This window comes from Cellulosimicrobium sp. NPDC030954 (assembly GCF_055571305.1).
Genome location: NZ_JBVIFN010000003.1, coordinates 342750 through 359420 on the forward strand (window position 1 = coordinate 342750; position 16671 = coordinate 359420).

The window sequence follows — 16671 nt, forward strand, 5'->3', positions numbered from 1 at the left end:
GACGCGACGTCATGCCCGGCGCGTCAGTCGCGGAGCGCGAGGCGGCGCGCGAGGACCGCGCAGACGACGAGCTGGAGCTGGTGGAACACGATCACCGGGACGGCGACGACGCCGGCGACCGCCACGGGGAACAGCACGCTCGCCATGGGCAGCCCGGTGGCGAGCGACTTCTTGGACCCGCACATGAGGAGCGCGATCCGGTCCTCGGTCGACAGCCGCAGCGCCGCCCCGCCCCACCACGTGAGCGCGAGCATCGCGGCGAGGACGAGCGCGCTCACGACGAGCAGCGCGACGATCGACCAGCCGGACACGCTCGACCACACGCCCGCCGAGGACGCGGCGGCGACGGCGCCGAACACGACGACGAGGATCGTGCCCCGGTCGACGCCGAGCGTGAGCCAGCGCCGCGCGCGGACCCAGTCCCCCACCCACGGCTGGAGGAGCTGCCCGACGACGAACGGCAGCAGGAGCTGGAGCAGCACCGTGCGCAGGCCGCCGAGCCCGCCCGTGGGACCGTCGGCGCCCCCGGCCGCGCCGCCGGGACCGCTCATGAGCCAGAGCACGAGCAGCGGCGTGACGATCATCCCGGCGACGTTCGAGACGGTCGCCCCGCAGATCGCCCCGGCGACGTTGCCGCGCGCGACCGACGTGAACGCGACGGACGACTGCACCGTCGAGGGCAGCAGGGACAGGTAGAGCACCCCCGCGGCGAGCGGTGCCCCGACGAGCGGCTCGACGACCCACGCCGTGACGAGCCCGAGCACCGGGAAGACGACGTACGTCGCCGCGAGGATCCCGCCCTGGAGGCGCCAGTTCCGCAGGCCCGCCCAGACCTCGCGCGTGGACAGGCGCATGCCGTAGACGAGGAAGAGGACCGTGACCGCGACGTCCGCGACGGCGTCGACCACGCGCTGCGCGCCCGGCCCCACCGGCACGACGAGCCCGAGCACGAGCACGACCAGCAGCGTGACGACGAACGGGTCGACCCACCGGCTCAGGACTGCACGCACGGGGACCGAGCCTAGCCCGGCTCAGAACAGGGTGTAGCCGCCGTCGACGGTGACGACCGCGCCCGTCATGAAGCTCGACGCCGCGCTCGCGAGGAACACGACGGGCGGTCCGATCTCCTCGGGCTCGGCCCAGCGCCGCATCGCGGCGGGCGCGACGCAGTCGTCGTAGTACTCGGGCTGGTCGACGGGCGACGCCTCGGTGCGCACGTAGCCGGGCGCGACGGCGTTGACGCGGATGCCGTGCGGCGCCCACTCGGCCGCGAGGCCCTTGGTGAGCTGGTGCACCGCCGCCTTGGACGCGAGGTAGGCCGGCTGCCAGCGCGGCCGGTTGACGATCGACGCCGACATCGAACCGACGTTGACGATCGTGCCCGGGCGGCCCTCCGCGACCAGGGCCCGCGCGACCGCGCGCGAGCAGTACCAGACGCCGTCGAGGTTGGTCGTGAGCGTGCGGTGCCACACGTCGTCGTCGATCTCGAGCGCGGCTCCCCCGATCGAGATCCCCGCATTGTTGACGAGGAGGTCGACCGTCCCGAGGTCCGCGGCCGCGCGCCCGACGACGTCGTCGACCTGCGCGCGGTCCGTCACGTCGAGCGCGTACCCGCGCGCGTCGATCCCGCCCGCCCGCAGCGCGGCGGCCGCGTCCTCGGCGGCCGGCGCGGTGGTCGCGGTGAGCGCGACCCGCGCCCCGGCCTCGCCGAGCGCGCGGGCGACGGCCCGCCCGATGCCCCGGCTCCCGCCGGTGAGCAGGGCCGTGCGGCCGACGAGCGAGAACGAGTCGAGGACGGTCACGCGGGACAGTCGACCACGGGCCGCGTCAGAAGTCGAAGAGGTCCTCGAGCCACGACTCCTTCTTCTTCCGCTTGCGGTAGCGGGGGTCGTACCCGTCGCGCCCGTCGTAGCGGCGGTCGCGGTCGTCGCGGTAGCGGTCGTCCCGGTACCGGTCGTCGCCGTACTGGCCGCCCCGGTAGCGGTCACGGTCGTCGTACCGGCGCTCGTCGCGGTGCCCGTCGTACCCGGGCGTGCCGTAGTCCACGGCCGGCGCCGGCGGGTACGACGTCGGCGCGGGGGCCGGGGCCGCGGGCGGCACGGGGGCCGGGGCGGGCGCGGCGGCGGCCGGGCCCGCGGCCTCGGCGGCGATCTCGCTCTCCAGCGAGCGGTCGATGATCTTGTCCAGCTCGCCACGGTCGAGCCACACGCCGCGGCACGTCGGGCAGTAGTCGATCTCCACGCCCTTGCGCTCGGTCATGACGAGCACGGTCTGGTCGGTGGGGCACAGCATGAGGTCCTCCGCTCGGGTGGGCGTCGTCCGTCCGACTCGCGGCACGGGTGCTGGCAGTCCAACGCGCCACGCGCCGCCCGGGTTCCCGCACGCTCGCGGTCCGTGCGTGCGACGCCCCGGGCCGCGCCGCCGCGCTTCAGTCCTCGTCCGCCGCGAGCTGCTCGCGCAGCTCCTCGGCGAGGTGCCGCTCGTCGTCGAGGGCGGCGAGCGCGTCCGCGAGCAGGGGCAAAGCCTCGGCGCCCGCGAGGAACCGGGCCGCCCCGGCGTCGTCGTGCAGCCGCAGCGCGAGGTCGGCGCGCAGCACGAGCGCGCGGAACCGGAGGGGCTCGGAGACGGTGCGGGCCCGGACGCCCTCGGCGTCGAACGCGCGGTCGAGGACGCGGGCAGCCCCTGCGGCGTCGCCCGCACCTCGCAGGATCCGCGCGTGCTCGACGGCGCGTGCCAGGTCGAGCGCCGGGTCCACCCTGCGCCGGGGCAGGCTCGCCGAGGCAGCCCGGCCACCAGTCACGACGACACCTCCCGCCCCCGACGCGTCCTGTCACCCTAACCCGCGGCCCAGGACCACGCCGGGGAGCCGCCGGCACGGGTGGCCCGACCCATTGGTCGACCCCGGTCGGTCACGCCTCCGGCGCGAGGACGGTGGCGAGGACCGCGTCCACGAGCGCGCGGCGGTCGTCGACGAGGTCGCCGGGCCACTGCTGGTGGGGCTTGTGCAGGCGGAGCGAGACGAGGCCGTGGAGCGCGACCCACACCCGGGTCGCCGCGAGCCGCGCGCTCTCCCGGTCCGCGCCCCCGTCGACGAGGATCTGGGCGGTCTCCTCGACGAGCCTGTCGCCGGGCAGGTCCTGCCCGCCCTCGATGTCCAGCGAGTCGATGCTCTCGAAGAGGAGCTGGTACGCACCGGGATGGTCGAGGCCCCACGCCACGTACGCCGCGGCCCCCCGGTGCAGGCGCTCGCGCGCGTCGAGCGCCGGGTCGTCGGCGGCGCCCAACGCTGCCGCGAGCCCGTCGAGGTGACGCTCGAGGACCGCCCAGACGAGGTCCGCCTGCGAGGCGAAGTGGAGGTAGACGGCGGCGGGTGAGACCCCGACGGCCCGCGCCACGGCGCGCAGGGACGGGGCCGGCACGCCCCGGGGTCGTGCGAGGAGCGTCGCGGCGGCGTCGACGAGCTCACGACGGAGCTGCTCGCCCTGCCCCCGCGCGTGCGGCACGCGACGGCTCGGCGCGGCGGTCATCGGCGTCGACCGGGGCTTGCGGCGGGCGCGAGTTCGGTGTACACCTGTTCACCATACTCGGTGAACAGGTGTACACCTTCGATCCCACCACCCTGGAGGACCGCCATGCCCCTCGACTACCGCGGGACCACCGCCCTGGTCACCGGCGCGAGCTCGGGCCTCGGCCGCGAGCTCTCGAGCCGCCTGGCCGGGCGCGGCGCCGACCTCGTGCTCGTCGCCCGTCGCGCCGACCGCCTGGAGGAGCTCGCCGCCGAGCTGCGCACCCGCACGCGGGCGACCGTCACCGTGCTCCCCTACGACCTCGCCACCCCCCGGCCGGGCGCCGCCCTCGCGGCGATGCTCCGGGAGCGCGGCATCACCCTCGGCACGCTCGTGAACAACGCCGGGTTCGGCTCGCACGGCGCGCTCGCTGACGCGGACGCGGACCGCGTCGCCGCCGAGGTCCAGGTGAACGTCGCGAGCCTCGTCGACCTCACGCGCACGTTCCTGCCCGAGCTGGTCGCCACCGGGCGCGGCGCGCTCGTCAACGTCGCGAGCACCGCCGCCTACCAGGCGACGCCCGGCATGGCGGTGTACGGCGCGACCAAGGCCTTCGTCCGCTCCTTCACCGAGGCGCTCTGGTACGAGACGCGGGGCACCGGCCTGCGCACGCTCGCCCTGTCCCCCGGACCGGTCCCGACCGAGTTCTTCGACGTGCTCGGCGCGGAGGAGGCGAAGATCGGCCAGGTCCGCAGCGCCGAGCAGGTCGTGCGCGACGCGCTGCGCGCGCTCGACCGCCGCGACGCGCCGCCCGGCGTCGTCCCCGGGCTCGGCAACCGCCTCCAGACGCTCGCGGCGCGCCTCGCCCCGACGCGCGCGATCGTCACGCTGTCCGGGCGGATGCTCTCCCCGGCGCACTGAGCCCGTCCTCCCGGGCGCACCGCGACCCGCGGTGCGCCCGGGACGAGCGGGACGTCAGCGCTGCACGCGCGCGCTGCCGCCCGAGGCGAGCTTGCGCACCTCGGCGAGCGACGCCGTCGACGTGTCGCCCGGCGTCGTCATGGCGAGGGCGCCGTGCGCCGCGCCGTACTCGACCGCCTCGTGGATCGAGCCGAGCTCCATGAGCCCGTACGCGAGGCCCGACGCGAACGAGTCGCCGCCGCCCACGCGGTCGAGGATCTCCAGGCCGGGGCGGTGCGTCGCCTCGGCGAAGCCCTGCACGCGCGACCACGCGATCGCACCCCAGTCGTTGACGGTCGCCGTCCTCACGCCGCGCAGCGTCGTCGCGACGACCTGGAAGTTGGGGTACTCCGCGGCGGCCCGCTCGATCATCGCGCGGAAGGCCCCGGTGTCGAGGTCGGTGAGGTTCTCGTCGACGCCCTCCACCTCGAAGCCCAGCGAGGCCGTGAAGTCCTCCTCGTTGCCGATCATCACGTCGACGTAGCGCGCCAGCCGGCGATTGACCTCCTGCGCGCGCTCGACGCCCCCGATGCCCGTCCACAGCGACGGGCGGTAGTTGAGGTCGTAGGACACGACCGTGCCGTGGCGGCGCGCGGCGGCCATGGCCGCCTCCGCGACGTCGGCCGACGACTCGGACAGCGCCGCGAAGATCCCGCCGGTGTGGAACCAGCGCACGCCACGGCCGAACACGTCGTCCCAGTCGACGTCCTCGGGCCGGAGCTGGGCGATCGCGGTGTTGCCGCGGTCGGAGACGCCGACCGCGCCGCGCACGCCGAAGCCGCGCTCGGTGAAGTTGAGCCCGTTGCGCACGGTGCGGCCGATGCCGTCGTACTCGCGCCACTGCACCCAGCGCGTGTCGAGCCCGCCGGTGAGCATGAGGTCCTCGACGAGGCGGCCGACCTCGTTGTCCGCGAGCGCGGTGACGACCGCGCCGCGCAGGCCGAAGGCGCGGCGCAGGCCGCGCGCGACGTTGTACTCGCCGCCGCCCTCCCACGCGTCGAAGCTGCGGGCGGTCTTGATGCGGCGCTCGCCCGGGTCGAGGCGCAGCATGACCTCGCCGAGGGCGACGACGTCGTAGGCGCACTCGCCCGCGGGGCGGAGAGCGAGCGGGGGCTGGTTCTGGGTCGTGTCGGGCACGGGTCAGGCTCCTTCGGCGGGGTGCGGGGCCGTGGCGGCGAGCTCGACGGCCTCGCGCGTGCGGCGGGTGATCTCGGCGGTGTCGCCCGCGCGCACGAGGGCGGCGTCGACCATCCAGGAACCGCCGGCCGCGAGCACCGACGGCAGCGCGAGATAGTTGAGCAGGTTGGCGGCGCTCACGCCGCCGGTCGGGACGAAGCGCAGGCCCGGGAAAGGCGCGGAGAAGGCCTTGACCGCCGCGGGGCCTCCGACGACGTTCGCCGGGAAGAGCTTCACGGCGTCCAGGCCCAGGTCGAGCGCGGCGATGACGTCGGACGGCGTCGCGACCCCGGGCAGGACCGGCACCCCGAGCTCCTGCGCGCGGCGCACGACGGCGGCCGAGAGCCCCGGCGAGACGAGGAAGCGTGCCCCGGCCTCGACGGCCTCGTCGACCTGGGCCGCCTTGACGACGGTCCCCGCGCCGACGAGCACGTCCGGCACCTCGCGCGCGATCGCCTCGATCGCGGCGCGGGCACCCGCGGTGCGGAAGGTGACCTCCGCGACCGGCAGCCCGCCGTCGCGCAGCGCGGTCGCGACGAGCACACCCTGCTCCGCGTCGTCGACGACGACGACCGGCACGACGCGGACGCGTGCGATCGCCTCCAGGGGTCCGTGGGATGACATCCTCGCTCCGTTTCGCTATGGTGAACGCCTGTTGTTCACTACGGAACGCACTCTAGGCGAAGGAGCCACGACGATGGAAACCGGGAGCACGGCGTCGGGCCCGCGGGAGGGCAGCGAGCACGCGGCGGGCGGGCACGCCGCGAGCCCGCTCGGGAGCGTCGACAGGGCGCTGACCGCGCTCGAGGCCCTCGCCGCGGCGGGCCCCACCGGGGTCGCGCTCGGCGACCTCGCACGCTCGCTCGGGCTGCACAAGGCCTCCCTCCACCGCACGCTCGCGGCGCTGCGCTACCGCGGCTACGCCGAGCAGGACGCCACGACCGGCGACTACCGGCTCGGCCCGGCGGCGACCGCGCTCGCGACGGTCTACCTCGGCGAGGAGAACCTGCCCGCGCTCCTGCACCCGGTGCTCGTCGCGGTCTGCCGGGCGACGGACGAGCTCGTGCACCTCGGAGCCCTCGCCGGGACGGAGATCGTGTACCTGGACAAGGTCGAGCCCGCGCGCGCCGTGCGCGTCTGGTCGGCCGTCGGCCGACGTCGCCCCGCGGCCACCACGGCCCTCGGGCGCGCGCTGCTGGCCCACCGGCCGCTCGACGAGGCCGCGCTCGCCTGGTACGCGGCGGCCGCCCCCGACGAGCATCCGGTCACCGCCGCCGCGCTCCGCGCGACGTGCGACGCGACGCGGACGAGCGGCTTCGCGACGGAGACGGAGGAGAACGAGCCGGGCATCAGCTGCGTCGCGGTGCCCGTGCTGCGCGACGGCCAGTCCGTCGCCGCGGTGAGCGTCACCGCGCCGGCCGAGCGGCTCGGGGCGCGCCGGCGCCGTGAGATCGAGACCGTCCTCCGCGAGGTGGTCCCGCCCCTGCTGCCGCCGACGCTCACCGTGCCGGACGCCGTGCTCGGCCGGCCCGGCCGGCACGGCCCGCACGACGACCCCGCCGCGACCGGAGCGCGTCGACCGGCGACGCCAGCGGGGCTGTGAGAGAGTTCAACCGCAGCACGACGGAATGACGGAAGGGCCCGCGATGACCGTCCTCGTGGCGTACAACGACTCCCCGCAGGGCGAGACCGCGTTCCGGGCGGCCGTCGCCGAGGCGGTCCACCGCTCGACCGCCCTCGCGGTCCTCGTCCTCACCCCGCAGGACGCCGACGCGGGCGTCCCCGCGACCCTCGCGCACCTGCTCGACACGCTTCCCGCCGAGGTCGCCCGTCCCGAGATCTCCTACCGCTCGGAGCACCTCGACCCCGCCGAGGCGATCATCGCCGCGGCCGAGCGCACCGGCCCCGACCTCGTCGTCGTGGGTGCGCGCAAGCGTTCGCCGGTCGGCAAGTTCCTGCTCGGCAGCACGACGCAGCGCGTGCTCCTCGACTCGCCCGTCCCGGTGCTCGTCGTCAAGGCGTCGCACTGACGCCCTCCTGACGGGTGCCGCGACGCGGCCTCCCGGTACCCCGGACGGCCACGTCGCGACCTCTCAGTCCTGCGCGACGGCGGCGCGCAGCCCGTCGACCAGCGGGGTCGTCGGGCGGCCCAGCAGGCCTGCGAGCTCCCCCGACGTCTCGGCGAGCAGCCCGTCGCGGATGTTGCCGTCCAGCGCGACGACGAACCCGGCGGTGCCCTCGTCCAGTCCAGCCCCCAGCAGGAACGCCCGGTGCGCGTCAGGGCTCACGCGCCGATAGGTGACGGGGCGCCCGAGCACCTCGGCGGCTGCGGCGGCGAGGTCGTCGAACGTCCACGCGACGTCGCCGCTCAGCTCGTAGACGGCCCCCGCGTGCGCGGAGGCGTCCGCCTGCGCGGCGAGCGCGACGACTGCCGCGGCCTCGGCGTAGTCCGCACGGGTCGCGCTCGCGACCCGACCGTCGCCGACGCTCGACACGAGCTCGCCGGACTCGCGGGCGCCCACGACGTCGCCGACGTAGTTCTCCGTGTACCAGTTGTTCCGCAGGATCGTGGTCGCCAGTCCCGAGGCGGCCAGGAGCTCCTCCGTGGCCTTGTGCTCGGGCGCGAGGACGAGCGCGGAGGTCGTCGCGTGCGGCGCGCTCGTGTAGATCACGCGGGAGACCCCGGCCGCGGCGGCCGCCTCGACCACGTTGCGGTGCTGTGGCACCCGCTGCCCGACCTCGGAGCCCGACACGAGGACGAGCACGTCGACGCCCGCGAGCGCCGCCGCCAGGGTCTCGGGGCGCGCGTAGTCGGCCTCGCGGACCTGGACACCACGGTCGGCGAGGTCGGCGACCTTGGCGGTGGTCCGCGCGGCGGCGATCACCTGGGACGGGTCGGCGCCGCGGGCGAGGAGGGACTCGACGACGAGGCGGCCGAGGTGGCCGCTGGCTCCGGTGACGGCGATGGACATGCGAGGACTCCTTCGGTGCGGGGACGCGACCGGGCGGTCGCGCCGTCCCAGCATGCACTTACTTTTCGATAGTGCCAACTAGGAGCAGGTGCGGTCTATCTCACAGTGCCACCCAACGTGCACGCGCCGTATCCTGGGGCGATGACGACCGACGCCCGCCCCGCGGAGGACACCGGACCTACCGACGCGATGGTGGCCGACGTCTTCCAGCGCGGCTGCACGTCGCGACACGTCCTCGAGACCGTCACCGGACGGTGGGGCGTGCTCACGGTCGCGGGCCTGCGCGACGGCGCGGTGCGGTTCAACGCGCTGCGGCGCCGCATCGACGGGGTCAGCGAGAAGATGCTCGCCCAGACCCTCCAGTCCCTCGAGCGCGACGGCATCGTCGTGCGCGAGGTGCGCGCGACCATCCCGCCGCACGTCGAGTACTCCCTCACCGACCTCGGGCGCCGCGTCGCCGACAGCCTCACGGGGCTGCTCGACGTCCTCGAGGGCTCGGTCACGGAGGTGACGGCGTCCCAGCACGCGTACGACGCGCGCCGGGACGCCTGAGGCTCACGTCTGCGAGCGCACGTACCAGAACACGAGCGCGCCGACGACGAGCAGGCCCGCCAGCACGGCGAGCACGATCTTGCCGACGCTGTACGGGCGCCGCCCGATCACCTGGCCGGTGTTCGCGTTGACCATGACCTGCCACTGCTTGCCCGCGTACACGTACGTCGCGATCCACAGCGGCAGCAGCACGAGCTTGAACATCACGTCCGCGTAGGCGGTGCGGATCGAGCCGACGCGCTGCTCGTCGCCCCCGATGTCGCGCTCGACGTCGTCCTTGATCACCGGCGCCATCTTCTGCTTCGCGCGGTCCAGGCCGACCGGGGGCTCGACGTCGTACCGGGCAGCCGCGAACCCCGCGAGGTACTCGGCGCGGAACGGCACCGCGTGCGACAGCGGCCACGGGCCGAGCGTCGCCAGGTCCCGCTCGGCCACCTGCGAGGACGCGGGGCCGAGCACGTCGTCGAAGTCGCGCGCGACGTGCCCCGAGACGTGCGTCCAGGCCACCCGTCGCTCCCGGGTCTCCTCGTCCCCGTTCTTGACGGTCACGTAGTAGGCGTCGCCGCGCTGCCCCGAGTACGCCGACGACGTGCGCGCGTCGAACGTCCAGTGCGGCACGTACGAGCCGTGCAGGGACTCCGTGTCCCCGACCTTCTTCAGCTCGCCCGGCGCGAACCAGCGCGAGCGCACCCAGCGCCGGAACGCCTCGCGCGCCTGCGCCTGCTCGACGCCGAACGGCACGACCGCCTCCGGCTGCACCAGGCCGTCCGTCTCGGCCGCCGCGACGAGGTGGCCGCCGCAGAACCGGCACGCGACGGACAGGTCGGTCCCCTGCGTCGTCGCGCCGCACCCGTCGCACGTGAGGACCCGCGCGTCGAGGATCCCGGCGCGCACCCCGCCCTGTGCGGCGGCCCACGCGTCGAACGAGTGCTCGTCGACGGCGTCGCCCGGCGCGTGCACGATCGCGACCGTCCCGCCGCACGCCACGCACCGCAGGTGCTGCGTCCCCGGCGCGTACGCGAGCTGCGACCCGCACGCCTCGCAGCGCGTGCGGACGAGCTCTCCCTGGGCGTCGCTCACCGTCAGCCCCGCCACCTGTCCGGTCGGGTCTCCGGTCGGGGCGCCGGTCGGAGGCAGCGGCGGCGGTGTCGCGGCGAACAGCGCCGCGAGCGCGGGGACCTCGCCCGCGGCGGTCCACGCGGCCATGCCCTCCTGCCACACGAGCGACGCGCGCGTCACCTCGCCGGACCGGACGCGGCCGGCGAGGTCCGCCGTCGTGCCGGGCCCGGCCTGCGTGCCGCCGACCGCCCAGTACCAGGGCGACTCCACGGCGGGAAGGGGCGGCGGCCCCGCGGGCGGCGCCGGCGTCCCGGAGCTCGGCGCCGTCCGCATCCGCGCGTTCGGGACGTACGCGCTGCAGGTCGTGGACCCGTCGGCGCTAGGGACCCCGGGTTCGGCGGCGACCTATCCTGGCCGGGTGCCGAACCCGCCGACGACCGCGCCCGCGACGCCCACCGTCGCCGTCCTGCTCGCCGCGGGTGCCGGGACGCGGCTCGGGCGCGGGCCCAAGGCGCTGCTCCCCCACCGCGGCGGGACGCTCGTCGAGCACGCGGCCCGGGTGCTGCTCGCGGGCGGGTGCGACGCCGTCGTCGTGGTCCTCGGCGCCGGGGCCGAGGACGTGCGGGCCGCGACCGCGCTCGACGACCCCCGGGTGCGCGTCGTCGACAACCCCGGCTGGGCGACCGGCATGGCGTCGTCGCTGCGGGTCGGCGTCGCCGCGGCGCTCGACCTCGCACCCGCAAGGGTCGTCGTCGCGCACGTGGACCAGCCCGGCGTCGTGCCCGACGACGTCGCGCGCCTCCTCGCGTCCCACCACCCCGGCCGCGTGACGGCGTCGCGCTGGACGACGAGCCCCGCGCGTCGAGCACGACCTGGAGGTCGCCCCGAGGCGGAGAACGACCCTCAGGCCGTGCTCGGCGCCGAACCGACCCCGCGGTGGGCGCACCCGCTCGTCCTCGACGCCGCGCTCGCCGAGCCCGCCGTCGCGAGCGCCCGGGGCGACCACGGCGCCCGCGACTTCCTGCGCGCCCACGCGGACCTCATCGACGTCGTCGACCACCCGGGCGACGGCCGCGACCTCGACACGGAAGCCGACCTCGACCTCCTGGACCCGCGCCCCCGCGCCCGCTGAGTGCTGGGTCTCTGTCGTCGGACAGCCGGGAGGACGACAGATAGCCAGCACTCAGCGGGTGGACGCGGCCTTGATGGCCAGGTAGACCCGGTCTCGGGCCAGCGGGAGGTCGGTGAACCGCACGCCCGTCGCGGCGCGGAGCGCGTTGGCGAGCGCGGGGGCCACCGGGTTGAACGGGCTCTCGCTCATCGACTTCGCTCCCATGGGCCCGACCGTGTCCGACGTGCGCGCGAAGTAGACCTCGCTGCGCGGGGTGTCCGCGAAGGTCGGCAGGTGGTACTGGCGGAAGATGTCGGTCGTGACGCGGCCGGTCTCGTCGACGATCACGTTCTCGTAGAGCGCCGCGCCGAGGGCCTGCGCGATGCCGCCCTCGACCTGGCCGCGGCACTGGCGCGGGTTGACGACCTCGCCCGCGTCGGCGGCCTGGACGGACTGCAGGATGCGGATCTCCCCCGTGCCGTGGTGGACCGCGACGCGGAACCCGTGCACGTTGAACGCGACGGAGCGCGGGGTGCCGCCCCAGCGCCCCTCGGCGACGAGCTCGATCCCGGCGTCGGTGGCGGCGCGCGCGACGTCGGCCAGCGGCAGGACGGTCGTCGCTCGATCGCTTCCCGTGCAGTCGACGCCCCCGGGCACGAGCCGGCAGTCCCCCGGCGCCGCGCCGGCCATCCCGGCGGCGACCTTGAGCACCGCCTCCGCGAGGTCCTGCGCCGCGGCGAGCGACGCCTTGCCCGCGACGACCGTGCCCGTGGACCCGAACGCGCCGGTGTCGTGCTCGAGCAGGTCGGTGTCCGACTGCCGCACGACGACGTCCCCGGCGTCCTGCCCGAGCGCGCTCGCGACGAGCTGGGCGTGGACCGTCGTCGTGCCGTTGCCGAACTCGGCGGTGCCGACCTCGGCCTCCACCACGCCGTCGGCACGCAGCCGCACGCGCGCGTGGGAGTAGTGCCCGCGCGGCGGCACGGTGTCGATCATCGACAGCGCGGTGCCCTCGCCGACGCCCCACTCCGGACCGAGGTCCGGCAGGGCGTCAGCACCCGACCCGGCTCCCGCCCCGTACGCGGCGACGTCGCGGGCGCGCCCGCGCGCGAGCGCGTCGGCGGCGAGGTCGAGGCACTGGTCGAGGCCGTAGCTGCCGTAGAGCACGTCCTCCTCCGGCGTCGGGTGCGTGGAGAGCATGGGGTCGCCGTCGAGCACGACGTTGCGCCGCCGCAGCTCGAGCGGGTCCATCCCGAGCTGCTGCGCGAGCTCGTCGACCGCCGACTCGACGGCGAAGATCATCTGCGACAGCCCGTAGCCCCGGAACGCGCCCGCGGGCACGGTGTTCGTGTAGACGCAGTGCGCGTCGACCTTCTTGTTCTCGCACCGGTACACCGCGAGCGACTCGCCGCACCCGTGGAACATGACGCCGGGGCCGTGGTTGCCGTACGCGCCCGTGTTGGTGAGCACGTCGAGGTGCAGGGCGGTGAGCGTTCCGTCGCGGCGCGCGCCCGCGCGCACCCGGATGCGGAAGGGGTGGCGCGTCGTCGTCCCGACGAACTGCTCCGTGCGGGTGAGCTCGAGCTGGACCGGGCGCCCGAGCCGCAGCGCCGCGAGCGCCGCGACGTCCTCGGTGAGCACCTCCTGCTTGCCGCCGAACCCGCCGCCCACGCGCTCGCAGTGCACGCGCACGTGCTCCGGGTCCAGGTCGAGCACGCGCGCGAGGTGGCGCCGCGCGAGGAACGGCACCTGCGTGGACGACCGCACGACGAGCCGGCCGTCGTCGTCGAGCGACGCGATGGCGCCGTGCGTCTCGAGCGCGGCGTGCTGCACGCGGTGGGTGCGGTACGTGGCCTCGTGCACGACGTCGGCCTCCGCCAGTCCGCGCTCGACGTCGCCGAGCTCGCTGTGCACCTCGGCGACGACGTTCGCCTCGGGCCGCGAGACGCGCGCGTCCGCGGCGTCCAGCTCGGGATGGACGAGCGGCGCGCCGGGCGCCATCGCGTCCTCGGGGTCGACGACGGCGGGCAGCACCTCGTACTCGACGCGCACCTGGCGCACGCCCTCCTCGGCCGCCGCGACCGTGTCCGCGACGACGGCCGCGACGCGCTGCCCGACGTGCCGGACCACGTCGTCGAGGACGCGGGTGTCGTCGGGGTCGTCGGTGAACAGCTCGTGCTGCGCGGTCGAGAACCGCGCCGCGGGCGCGTCCTCGTGGGTGAGCACGGCGTGCACGCCCGGCACCGCGAGCGCCGCGGACGCGTCGATCGCGACGACGCGCGCGTGCGCGTGCGGCGACCGGACGAGCTTGAGGTGGAGCAGCCCCGGGTAGTCGGCGGGGTCGACGTCGAGCGTGTACCGCGCCGTCCCGGTGACGACCCCGCGCCCGGCCGGCGCGGGCACGTCCCGCCCGAACGCCGAGGTAGAGGCGTGGTCACCCGAGGTAGAGGCATGGCCACCGCCCGACGGCGTGCGCTCCCCCGTGCCCGGGGCGGTCCCGGTCGTGTCGCCCCGGCCGAGGACGGCGTCCTCGATCGCGCGGTAGCCGGTGCAGCGGCACAGGTTCCCCTTGAGGTTGCGCGGCAGGTTCGCGCGCTGCGCGTCGTCGAACGTCGCGGCGGTCATGATCATCCCCGCCGTGCAGAACCCGCACTGGAACCCCTGCGCGTCGAGGAACTGCTGCTGCACAGGGTGCAGCGCGTCCTGCGGCCCGTGCGGGTCCTGGTCGCACGCGGCGGTCCCCTCGTCCCCGGCGCCGCTGCCCTGGCACGCCGTCGCGGCGAGGCCCTGGACGGTCGTCACCTCGTGGCCCGCCGCGCGCCGCGCCGGGTAGACGCACGAGTGCACGGGGACGCCGTCGACGTGGACCGTGCACGCCCCGCAGTCACCCCCGTCGCAGCCCTTCTTGACGCCGAGCGCGCCCTGCTCGCGCAGGTAGGTGCGCAGGCACTGGCCCGCGCGCGGCTCGGTCTGCGCCGTGCGGCCGTCGATCGAGACGGGCGGGGTCGGGCGGGGGTCGATCGGGGTCATCGGGGGTCTCCGTCCGTGCCGTCGACGAGGCAGCCGAGAAGCTCGGCGCGGATCTCCTCGCCGAGGCGGTAGGTCATGTCCCGGCGCCACGCGGGCAGTCCGTGGATGTCGTCGTGGTAGAGCTCGACGGGGATCGCGGCGTCGAGCGCGGCAGCGAGCCCGGCCGCCGTCGGGAGCGCGTCCGCGGGGAAGCGGAGCTGCACGGGCCGCCGCGTCGAGGCGGTGACCGTGAGGACGAGCCCGCCTCCCGCGTCGGGCGGGTCGACCCGGCCGATCAGGAGGACGCCCGAGCGCCCGAGGTTCGAGAGGGACAGGCGCCGGAACGCGGTGCGCGCGCGCAGCGCGTGGTCGGGCACGCGGATCGCGCGCAGGAGCTCGCCGGGCGCGAGCGTGTTGGCCAGCTCTCCCGTGACGAGCTCGGCGACCGGCTGCTCCCGGCGGGTGCCGCCCGGTCCCCAGACCTCCGCGACGCCGTCGAGCGCGGCCGTGAGGGAGATCATCGGCCCGGCCGGGAGGGACGTGCAGACGTTGCCGCCGACCGTCGACGTGTTCCAGATCTTGAAGGACGCGACGAAGCTGTCGCAGCACGGGCGCACGAGGTCGAGCGCGGTCCAGCGTCCACGCACGGGGGCGGCCTGCGGGCTCTCCTCGAAGCCCCACAGCTCGGCGACCGTGCAGGTCGCGGCGATCTCGAGGCCGTCGTCGGTGACCGTGAGCGCGGGCCAGCCGGCGCTCGTCACGTCGAGCAGGCGCCGCAGCGTCTGGCTGCCGTAGGAGAACAGGACGGTGCCGCCCGCGAGCCAGGCGTCGCCCTCGCGCCAGTCGCCGGGGTCGACGGTCGGGACGAGGTCGGTGACGGTGCTCAGGTCCATCGGGAGGCCTCCTCGGGGATCGGCGCGGACGTGGTCGCGGGGTCGTGGTCGGACGACGCGGCGGGAGGGTCGGCGTGGATCGGCCCGTCCGTGCCGCTGAGCGGGACGACGGCGGCCCGCCCGTGCCGGGTCGCGACGAGCTCCGCGGTGATCGAGACGGCGACCTCCTCGGGCGTCACCGCCCCGAGGTCCAGGCCGATGGGTGAGCGCAGGCGCGCGAGCGCCGCCTCGGTGACGCCCTCCGCGCGCAGGGCCGCGACACGCTGGGCGTGCGAGCGGCGCGACCCCATCGCGCCGACGTACGCGAGCGGCAGGTCGAGCGCGAGGTGCAGGAGCGGCACGTCGAACTTCGCGTCGTGCGTGAGGACCGCGACGGCGGTCCGCGGGTCGACGCGACCGGCGGCAGCCTCGGTGGCGAGGTACCGGTCCGGCCACTCGACGACGACCTCCGCCTCGGGGAACCGGCGCGCGTCGGCGAACACCTCGCGCGCGTCGACCAGGGTCACGCGGTAGCCGAGCAGGCGCACGTGACGCACGAGCGCGCCGGCGAAGTCGTTCGCCCCGCACACGAGGAACCGCGGCGCGGGCAGCCGGGTCTCGACGAGCAGCGTGACGGGCTCGGTCTCGTCGCACGCGCCGCCGTCGTGCGTCGATGCGCCGGTCTGCGGGTCGAGCGTGGTGCCGGGCGCCGTGCCGGGTGTGCCGGGCGCCGGGACCCGCGGCGCTCCGTGCGCCGCGTGGACCGCCGCCGTGCCGCCCGCACGCAGCACGGCGACCACCTGGGCCGCCGCGGCGTCGAGAGCGGCCGGTCCGACCAGGTCGCGCAGCGCCCGGGCGACGCTCCGCTCGTCCGCGGCCGCGGGGTCGTCGACGAGGACCGCGGTGCGCCGCGCCCCGTCGATCCGGCGCACGAGCGCCACGGACCCGAGCCCGGTGGCCGCCGCCGCGCCGTCGGACGGCCCCGCCCCCGGACCCGGTGGGGCGTCCGAGCCCGCGCGCGCTCCGCCGTCGGGCCGTGCCGTCGTCGCGGCGAGCGCCCGTGCCGCCTCGTCGCCCGGGAAGACCGGCTGCACGTGCACGTCGAGCGTGCCGCCGCAGCTCAGCCCGACGGCGAACGCGTCGTCGTCGCTGTAGCCGAACGTCTCGCGGTGGCACCTTCCGGCGGCGATGGCGTCGAGCGCGGCGGCGTGCACCGCGCCCTCGACGCACCCGCCGGACAGGCTGCCGAGGACGGCGCCGTCGGCGCGCACGGCCATCGCCGTGCCGACCGGTCGCGGCACGGAGCCGGACGCCGCGACCACCGTCGCGACGGCGAACGGGGGCTGCCCCGGGCCGAGCCAGGGGGCGAGCCGGTCGACGATCTGGAGCATCGTGGGCCTCGCTTCCGCCAGGGTGCCGGCGAACCGGCGTCCTTCCAGTGAACCCTTGCGGTG

General features: G+C 75.9%; 17 protein-coding genes. 5 read left to right on the forward strand and 12 right to left on the reverse strand.

Annotated elements, in window-relative coordinates; genetic code table 11:
* Nucleotides 1-23: 23 nt before the first annotated feature.
* From ACZ402_RS09210 to ACZ402_RS09230, 5 genes are all read right to left on the reverse strand, one after another.
* Nucleotides 24-1010 carry a bile acid:sodium symporter family protein gene (locus tag ACZ402_RS09210; RefSeq protein WP_375823067.1) on the reverse strand — a complete coding sequence of 329 codons (987 nt, stop codon included), beginning with the start codon at nucleotides 1008-1010 and terminating at the stop codon, nucleotides 24-26.
* Nucleotides 1011-1031: 21 nt separating this feature from the next.
* Nucleotides 1032-1802 carry an SDR family NAD(P)-dependent oxidoreductase gene (locus ACZ402_RS09215; RefSeq protein ID WP_375823068.1) on the reverse strand — a complete coding sequence of 257 codons (771 nt, stop codon included), beginning with the start codon at nucleotides 1800-1802 and terminating at the stop codon, nucleotides 1032-1034.
* Between the two features lie 25 nt (nucleotides 1803-1827).
* Nucleotides 1828-2292: a TFIIB-type zinc ribbon-containing protein gene (locus ACZ402_RS09220; protein WP_375823069.1), complete on the reverse strand. Its 465-nt coding sequence runs from the start codon at nucleotides 2290-2292 to the stop codon at nucleotides 1828-1830.
* Nucleotides 2293-2428: 136 nt separating this feature from the next.
* On the reverse strand, nucleotides 2429-2800 hold the full coding sequence (locus tag ACZ402_RS09225; RefSeq protein ID WP_375823070.1) for a hypothetical protein: 372 nt from the start codon (nucleotides 2798-2800) through the stop codon (nucleotides 2429-2431).
* A 109-nt stretch (nucleotides 2801-2909) separates the two neighbouring features.
* Complete coding sequence (locus ACZ402_RS09230) at nucleotides 2910-3527, reverse strand: TetR/AcrR family transcriptional regulator (protein ID WP_375823071.1); 618 nt, start codon at nucleotides 3525-3527, stop codon at nucleotides 2910-2912.
* Nucleotides 3528-3632: 105 nt separating this feature from the next.
* Here ACZ402_RS09230 and ACZ402_RS09235 point away from each other — a divergent pair, with 105 nt between their 5' ends.
* Nucleotides 3633-4427 carry an SDR family NAD(P)-dependent oxidoreductase gene (locus tag ACZ402_RS09235; protein WP_375823072.1) on the forward strand — a complete coding sequence of 265 codons (795 nt, stop codon included), beginning with the start codon at nucleotides 3633-3635 and terminating at the stop codon, nucleotides 4425-4427.
* A gap of 54 nt (nucleotides 4428-4481) precedes the next feature.
* Here ACZ402_RS09235 and ACZ402_RS09240 read toward each other — a convergent pair whose 3' ends face one another.
* Nucleotides 4482-5603: a PfkB family carbohydrate kinase gene (locus ACZ402_RS09240; protein ID WP_375823073.1), complete on the reverse strand. Its 1122-nt coding sequence runs from the start codon at nucleotides 5601-5603 to the stop codon at nucleotides 4482-4484.
* 3 nt (nucleotides 5604-5606) lie between these two features.
* A complete protein-coding gene (eda, locus tag ACZ402_RS09245; RefSeq protein ID WP_375823074.1) occupies nucleotides 5607-6266 on the reverse strand; it encodes a bifunctional 4-hydroxy-2-oxoglutarate aldolase/2-dehydro-3-deoxy-phosphogluconate aldolase in 660 nt (219 codons plus the stop codon).
* A gap of 73 nt (nucleotides 6267-6339) precedes the next feature.
* Here eda and ACZ402_RS09250 point away from each other — a divergent pair, with 73 nt between their 5' ends.
* Both ACZ402_RS09250 and ACZ402_RS09255 read left to right on the forward strand, forming a co-directional pair.
* On the forward strand, nucleotides 6340-7245 hold the full coding sequence (locus tag ACZ402_RS09250; protein WP_375823075.1) for an IclR family transcriptional regulator: 906 nt from the start codon (nucleotides 6340-6342) through the stop codon (nucleotides 7243-7245).
* Between the two features lie 43 nt (nucleotides 7246-7288).
* The gene (locus tag ACZ402_RS09255; RefSeq protein ID WP_375823076.1) at nucleotides 7289-7672 is read left to right on the forward strand and encodes a universal stress protein; all 384 of its coding nucleotides are present in this window, start codon (nucleotides 7289-7291) and stop codon (nucleotides 7670-7672) included.
* A 63-nt stretch (nucleotides 7673-7735) separates the two neighbouring features.
* Here ACZ402_RS09255 and ACZ402_RS09260 read toward each other — a convergent pair whose 3' ends face one another.
* Complete coding sequence (locus ACZ402_RS09260) at nucleotides 7736-8614, reverse strand: SDR family oxidoreductase (RefSeq protein WP_375823077.1); 879 nt, start codon at nucleotides 8612-8614, stop codon at nucleotides 7736-7738.
* A 141-nt stretch (nucleotides 8615-8755) separates the two neighbouring features.
* On the opposite strand from ACZ402_RS09260, the gene ACZ402_RS09265 reads away from it, so the two are divergent.
* The gene (locus tag ACZ402_RS09265) at nucleotides 8756-9166 is read left to right on the forward strand and encodes a winged helix-turn-helix transcriptional regulator (RefSeq protein WP_375823078.1); all 411 of its coding nucleotides are present in this window, start codon (nucleotides 8756-8758) and stop codon (nucleotides 9164-9166) included.
* A 3-nt stretch (nucleotides 9167-9169) separates the two neighbouring features.
* On the opposite strand, the gene ACZ402_RS09270 is transcribed toward ACZ402_RS09265, so the two are convergent.
* Nucleotides 9170-10495, reverse strand: a complete 1326-nt coding sequence (locus ACZ402_RS09270; protein WP_375823079.1) for a GYF domain-containing protein — start codon at nucleotides 10493-10495, stop codon at nucleotides 9170-9172.
* Between the two features lie 148 nt (nucleotides 10496-10643).
* On the opposite strand from ACZ402_RS09270, the gene ACZ402_RS09275 reads away from it, so the two are divergent.
* Nucleotides 10644-11357, forward strand: coding sequence for a nucleotidyltransferase family protein (locus ACZ402_RS09275; protein WP_375823080.1), 714 nt, complete (start codon nucleotides 10644-10646; stop codon nucleotides 11355-11357).
* A gap of 51 nt (nucleotides 11358-11408) precedes the next feature.
* Here ACZ402_RS09275 and ACZ402_RS09280 read toward each other — a convergent pair whose 3' ends face one another.
* The 3 genes from ACZ402_RS09280 to ACZ402_RS09290 are packed head-to-tail and all read right to left on the reverse strand — an operon-like array spanning nucleotide 11409 to nucleotide 16608.
* Complete coding sequence (locus ACZ402_RS09280; RefSeq protein ID WP_375823081.1) at nucleotides 11409-14366, reverse strand: molybdopterin-dependent oxidoreductase; 2958 nt, start codon at nucleotides 14364-14366, stop codon at nucleotides 11409-11411.
* Nucleotides 14363-15238, reverse strand: coding sequence for an FAD binding domain-containing protein (locus tag ACZ402_RS09285; protein ID WP_375823082.1), 876 nt, complete (start codon nucleotides 15236-15238; stop codon nucleotides 14363-14365). The genes ACZ402_RS09280 and ACZ402_RS09285 overlap by 4 nt, the downstream gene beginning before the upstream one ends.
* Nucleotides 15229-16608 carry an XdhC family protein gene (locus tag ACZ402_RS09290; protein ID WP_375823083.1) on the reverse strand — a complete coding sequence of 460 codons (1380 nt, stop codon included), beginning with the start codon at nucleotides 16606-16608 and terminating at the stop codon, nucleotides 15229-15231. Before ACZ402_RS09290 ends, ACZ402_RS09285 begins: the two co-directional genes overlap by 10 nt.
* Between the last annotated feature and the right edge of the window lie 63 nt (nucleotides 16609-16671).